This is a genomic window from Schlesneria sp., assembly GCF_036405755.1.
In the GTDB taxonomy this organism is placed as follows: Bacteria; Planctomycetota; Planctomycetia; order Planctomycetales; family Planctomycetaceae; genus Schlesneria; species Schlesneria sphaerica.
The window spans coordinates 1-4,507 of sequence record NZ_DASWWZ010000019.1; the positions used below are offsets into that span (position 1 = coordinate 1).

Sequence of the window (4,507 nt, forward strand, 5' to 3'; positions counted from 1 at the left end):
CCTTGTCTCCCAGGATGTAGGCCCGTCCCCGAGACACGGCAGGCGTCGGAACGTCGGAACCTTCTCCTTCTTTCTTCCAGACCACGTGAGTTTTTGTGACGTCGCCTTTTCCCCCCAGCTTGATGGCGGTCACGGATTCGCCTCGTGCATAAGGAGCAATCACGATTCCATCCAGAAAGGCTGGAGACGCGATGGAACGAAAATAACCGTTCTGCTTGGGGTTCAATCCCCCCACCCGCCAGATTTCCTCGCCCGAACTCGCCACATAGGCCGTCACGTGGTCTGCACCGCAGATGACCAGTGTCTCCACGCCGTTGTCATTGATCACCAGCGGAGTTGTATAGCTCTGGTTCGCTTCTTCCGGAGCTGGCAGGTTGCGATCGATCTTCCATTTGACTTCCCCCGTCTTCTTTTCGAAAGCAACTACGTACGATCCGCCGGTCTGCATGACGGCCACAACGCAACAATCTTTTGTCAGGACGGGCGAAGTTCCCAGATCCCACCACAACGTGTCCTTACCGAATTTGTCCTGCAGATTGACGATCCACTTCTCTTTACCCTTCAGGTCAGCACAGACCAGATCACCACTTTTAAAGTAGCCGTACAAGTAGGTTCCGTCCGTGACACAGGATGAGTTACTACCCGAGGCCTTCTTATGTTTGCCCGGCTTTTCTTCACCGACCATCATTCGCCAGACTTCTTTCCCCTTGAGGTCGTAGGACAGAATCGCATTCCGTCCGTCGACACCGCAGGTCAGGAAAATCTGGTCCCCCCAGACGATCGGCGTCGAGGATCCACGGCCGGGTAGCGTCACCTTCCACGCAATATTCTCTGTGTCGCTCCATTGAGTCGGATAATTTGAGCCTTCGGCGACCCCGTTTTGACCAGCACCACGCCAGTTGGGCCAGTTTCCGCCATTCGCCGGAATCGTCACCGCCAACCCCACAGCCAATCCTACAAGCGTCATTAATCGCATCGGAGACTTTCTTCCGTTTCTGTGAGTCATCGTTTTGAAGGCCGATCATCACCGGAAATACCCCCTTGGATGATCGACACCAGCTGTTCCACCCAGGCACTCGGCCTGCCATGGATTCCCCCGCGACGGCACTTTTCCGACGGAGTTACCTCCCTCGAAAGCCGACGGCCCCGGCGCGAAGATCCGTCCCGAGAACATGCCTGTTCCCAGCCGCATCAACCCCTGTGAATATATCGCTGAGCGAATTGGATTGGCAACGCCCTCACCCTCGCGCTCCCCCACTGGTGCTCGCCCTCGTTGGCCGATTCTCAGAACCGCGCTGCAGAACCGCGACATCCCGGCGAGACGTTGGCCCGGCCCCCGGCGACCTGACCCACGACGGACGAATTCACACCCCGCCCGATCACGCCCCCTCCCGAGTTGGACATCTCGTTTGAAGAGATTCCTCCCAGACCGTAAAAGTTTCCTTCAATCGAGGCGGACGTGCCGCCCGCAGCTTCTGGTTCGAACAGGGGAAACGACACGATGACAGTGAAACTCCGGTACGCCGGCCTCATCCTGATGCTCAGCCTGATTGTCGGAGGAGACGCACTTCGCGGTCAGGACGCCCCCCAGGGGGAACGGATTGAGCTCTGGAAAGGACAGGCCCCCATCGGGGACGGCCAGTTCGAAGAGAAAGAGACCTGGATCACCGTCCATCCCGCTCCGGAACCCAATGGAACCGCCATCGTCATCTGTCCGGGAGGTGGTTATGGGGGACTGGTCACCGGTGCCGAAGGACATGGCATTGCCCAGTGGCTGAACGGTCACGGAATTACGGGGATCGTGCTGGAATACCGACTGCCAGCCGGTCGTTCGTTCGTCCCCCTCTACGATGCGCAGCGAGCCATCCGGACCGTCCGCCTGGAAGCACCTAAGTGGAAAATCGATCCAGCCCGCATCGGCATCATGGGTTTCTCGGCAGGGGGACACCTCGCCTCCACCGCCGCCACACATTTCAGCGAAAGCGATCCGCAAGGGGATGAGGCCCTGAAAGAGATCAGTTGCCGCCCCGATTTCGCGATCCTGATCTACCCCGTGATTACAATGAACGAGAAAACACACGGCGGCTCGAAAACCAACCTGCTGGGCGAAAATCCCTCCGAGGAACTCATCCAACTCTTCTCGAACGAACTCCAGATCACGCCCAAGACACCCCCGGTCTTCCTCGCCCACGCCAAAGACGACGAGGCGGTCGGAATCCACAACAGCATCGATTTCTACAACGCACTGACGAAACAAAAAGTCCCGGGCAAGCTGCTCGAACTACCCTCGGGTGGCCACGGCCTGAACGGCTATCAGGGCCCCATGTGGGACGCCTGGCAGGAACAGTCCCTGCAGTGGCTGAAAGAACTCAAAATCACCCCGTAGCGATTTTGATACGAAGTGACTCATACCCATGCCACTGCTTCAAGAGTCCTCTCTTGAAGCAGTGCCCACCGGTACCAGCTTCACGAAAGCAACCAAACAAACCCCGCGCCGAATGACCAAAGGTCCCGCAGATCCCAACGGCCATCAAAGAGACGAACACCACCATTCGACTGCCTCGAAAATCCGCTCCGAAGCAGTGCCCCGCGGGACCACCCCGGAAAAGCCCTCCCCTTCAACCCCATCAAAAGACCCGTCAGAGCAAACTGTCCCAGTACTCCGGCTGTGGAGTCTCCACCGTGATCGGCTCCTTCGTCGTGGGATGACGGAACGTCAGCGAGGATGAGTGCAGCGCGATGAAACCGGGGACTGGCGTTTGTGACCCGTACTTGCGGTCCCCGACAATCGGCCAGCCCTGGTGAGCGAGCTGCACCCGGATCTGATGACTCCGTCCCGTCACCGGCCGAATCTCAAGCAACGTGAACCGTCCGAAGCGGTCCAGACGCTCATACCCCAGCACGCACTCCTGCCCCGCTTCACCTCGATGCGCCACATTGACGACGTTCGTGTGGCGGTTCTTGACCAGCACATCGCATAGCTCACCGCGCGGCTGAGTCACCCGGCCTTCGACGACGGCGAGATACGTCTTTTCGATGCTGTGAACGCGAAACTGTTCCGAGAGACGGCTGGCCCCTTTCGACGTCCGGGCAAACAGGATTACTCCCGAAACCGGTCGATCCAGTCGATGCACGACCCCAACGAAGACATTTCCCGGTTTCTGGTATTTCTCACGCAGATACTCCCGCGCGACGTCGACCAGCGTCGGATCCCCCGTCTGGTCCCCCATCGTCAGCAGTCCGGCCGGCTTCAGCAGCGCCAGGCAATGATTATCTTCGAAGAGCACAACAGGAGCTGGGATCACGGCGTCGACTCGGTGAATGGAGTGCAGAAACACGTTTGTCGCTGCACAGAGAATACCTCTTGAGGTTTGGTCAGGGCGTCACGCGAGGCTCGATTCTCAGCGCAAAACCGCTCTTCCAAGCGAAACCTCCGCACGACACTGGCTAGAATAGGCTCTGAACCCCGTCCCGTCGATCAACGCCAGCAAACGGCATCCACCGCCGTATAAGCGGCATCCTGCCGCTTATCGACCGCCAGTTCACTCTGCCGTGTCGGAAGGGGCCATTGGACGGGGCCGTGGGATGCCGAAGGCGTCTCGCCGCATGTCTCGTACAGAATCCGCAATGCCACCCCGAGTCATGTTCTGCTCCCAAGCAAGAGAAAGCTCCCTCCCTTCTCGAGAAATCACCGACCCGGTAATTCCCGTTTACAGGAAAAGCCATCCGCAAGCAGACCATCCCGCCTCTTTCCCGCTTCGCCTCGTGTCCCGTCACCGTACAATAGAAAGTCTGTACAACAGAAAGAGTGAACAGCGAGCCTGATCCACGAACGTGCCATTCGATCAGGACGGCCAGTTCGTTCGCGGGCGAATATCTTGCTCCCGCGACATGGAGGGCTCGGGATAGCCTAGAGTGGCGGAGGACGAGACCCGGGCACAGCAATCCGAATCAGGTCAGACGAACGACCCGTCAAACCCGCACGAACCGCCAACCCACCAGCACCCGGCAACCAGACAAACCGAAAATCACGTCGCAGCGATGCGGCGAACAACCCGTTCAGCGAAGGAGAATTTCCATGGCAGATAGCAATTCCGGGTCACTGATGAGTCGAGCCCTAAGGCTGCGCTGCCCCCGCTGCGGCGTCGGCCCCCTATTCAAGTCACTGCTGGTGATGCACACGCACTGCCCGCACTGTTCGCTGAAGTACGAACGAGCCCCCGGCTACTTCCTGGGCTCAACGTACCTGAACTACGGGTTCATGGTGATCACCATGACATCCGCCTACATGGCCCTGCACTACGGAGCCCACATCTCCAACAAGGCCCTGACCGTCCCCCTGCTGATCTACTGCCTGATCATGCCCCTGATCCTCTTCCGCTACGCCCGCGCCTGGTGGCTCGCCGCCGACTGCTACATGGACCCCGTCGGCTTCGGCCTCAAACCAGAACCCGCCCCAGCCCCCGAATCGCGGGAACCTGAGGACCGCTGATCCTTGAAGCTCACT

At 59.0% G+C, this 4,507-nt stretch carries 5 protein-coding genes; 2 read left to right on the top strand and 3 right to left on the bottom strand.

What is annotated here, in order from left to right; genetic code table 11:
* Together VGE80_RS00650 and VGE80_RS00655 are read right to left on the bottom strand one after the other, a co-directional pair.
* A partial coding sequence (locus VGE80_RS00650; protein ID WP_440591309.1) for an outer membrane protein assembly factor BamB family protein occupies positions 1 to 976 on the bottom strand: 976 nt, incomplete at its 3' end.
* A 308-nt stretch (positions 977 to 1,284) separates the two neighbouring features.
* Positions 1,285 to 1,500: a hypothetical protein gene (locus tag VGE80_RS00655; RefSeq protein WP_397571514.1), complete on the bottom strand. Its 216-nt coding sequence runs from the start codon at positions 1,498 to 1,500 to the stop codon at positions 1,285 to 1,287.
* A gap of 1 nt (position 1,501) precedes the next feature.
* Here VGE80_RS00655 and VGE80_RS00660 point away from each other — a divergent pair, with 1 nt between their 5' ends.
* The gene (locus tag VGE80_RS00660) at positions 1,502 to 2,386 is read left to right on the top strand and encodes an alpha/beta hydrolase (protein ID WP_440591310.1); all 885 of its coding nucleotides are present in this window, start codon (positions 1,502 to 1,504) and stop codon (positions 2,384 to 2,386) included.
* A gap of 253 nt (positions 2,387 to 2,639) precedes the next feature.
* Here VGE80_RS00660 and VGE80_RS00665 read toward each other — a convergent pair whose 3' ends face one another.
* The gene (locus VGE80_RS00665; protein ID WP_440591311.1) at positions 2,640 to 3,305 is read right to left on the bottom strand and encodes an RluA family pseudouridine synthase; all 666 of its coding nucleotides are present in this window, start codon (positions 3,303 to 3,305) and stop codon (positions 2,640 to 2,642) included.
* Positions 3,306 to 4,078: 773 nt separating this feature from the next.
* Between VGE80_RS00665 and VGE80_RS00670 the strand changes: the two genes are divergently transcribed.
* Positions 4,079 to 4,492, top strand: a complete 414-nt coding sequence (locus tag VGE80_RS00670; RefSeq protein WP_440591312.1) for a DUF983 domain-containing protein — start codon at positions 4,079 to 4,081, stop codon at positions 4,490 to 4,492.
* Positions 4,493 to 4,507: the final 15 nt, after the last annotated feature.